Below are 854 nucleotides of genomic sequence, written 5' to 3'. Positions count from 1 at the left end.
TTGGCGTTGTCCACAGAGCCCCCTTTCGTGCGGCTCATAAAGCCCATCTGCGTCGCCGCAGCCGGCAGCGCCCACGGTGGCATGCTCGCGTCGTTATACACGCGGCCGGTAATAATCGGACGGTCCGGGTCGCCGTTGATAAAGTCCACCACCACCTCGTCGCCGACGCGCGGGATCTGCACCCCGCCGTAGCCCTGGCCTGCCCACGCGCTCGACACGCGAACCCAGCAGGAGCTGGTGTCATCGCCCTTCGCCAGCCGGTCCCAGTGGAACTTCACCTTCACCCGGCCATATTTGTCCGTCCAGATACTCTCCCCCTTCGGCCCCACCACCTTCGCGGTCTGCGGGCCGTAGGTGCGCGGCCAAGCCGTGCTCTGCGCCGGACGGTAAACCACCGCCGACGGAATGACCGTGAAATCGGTACGGTGTATGGTCTCCCCCTCGCCGCTGGCGTAGCGGTTCTCCTCGAAGTGGTAGCCCGCCGCCGTCACCAGATACTCCCCGTTGTCGCTGAAGAACGGCGCGTTGGTTAACGTGAAGGTGTGCCCGGGCGCAATCCCCGCCGCCGTGGCGGTGGCCTGAATCTGCTGGTGCTCAACCTGCCAGCGCTCCTGACGGATACGGGCATAGAACTCCCCGTGACCTTTGTCCACAAAGCGACCCGGCCAGTCGTACACGTCAATGCTGCCCGGCTTCGGCGACGCCGGGTTCTGCTGGGCCTGGAAAAGCCACGCGTTCGGCTTGCGGAAGTCATAGTCGTCGAGGCTGTAAATCCCCGGCGTCACGCTGTCCTCCAGCGCCCACTGGCTGATGCCCTCTTCGTCCGTGCTGCCGCCGGACGGCGTCTGGTGGTA

General features: G+C 65.6%; 1 protein-coding gene. It reads right to left on the bottom strand.

The window, feature by feature from the left end:
• On the bottom strand, window positions 1-854 hold an 854-nt coding region (locus INF77_RS23055; RefSeq protein WP_193543111.1), incomplete at both ends, for a type VI secretion system Vgr family protein.

This window comes from Enterobacter cloacae complex sp. P1B, from assembly GCF_014982345.1.
In the GTDB taxonomy this organism is placed as follows: Bacteria; Pseudomonadota; Gammaproteobacteria; order Enterobacterales; family Enterobacteriaceae; genus Enterobacter; species Enterobacter bugandensis.
Note: the sequence above shows the minus strand (reverse complement) of the source record. Positions and strands in the feature narration are given on the sequence as shown.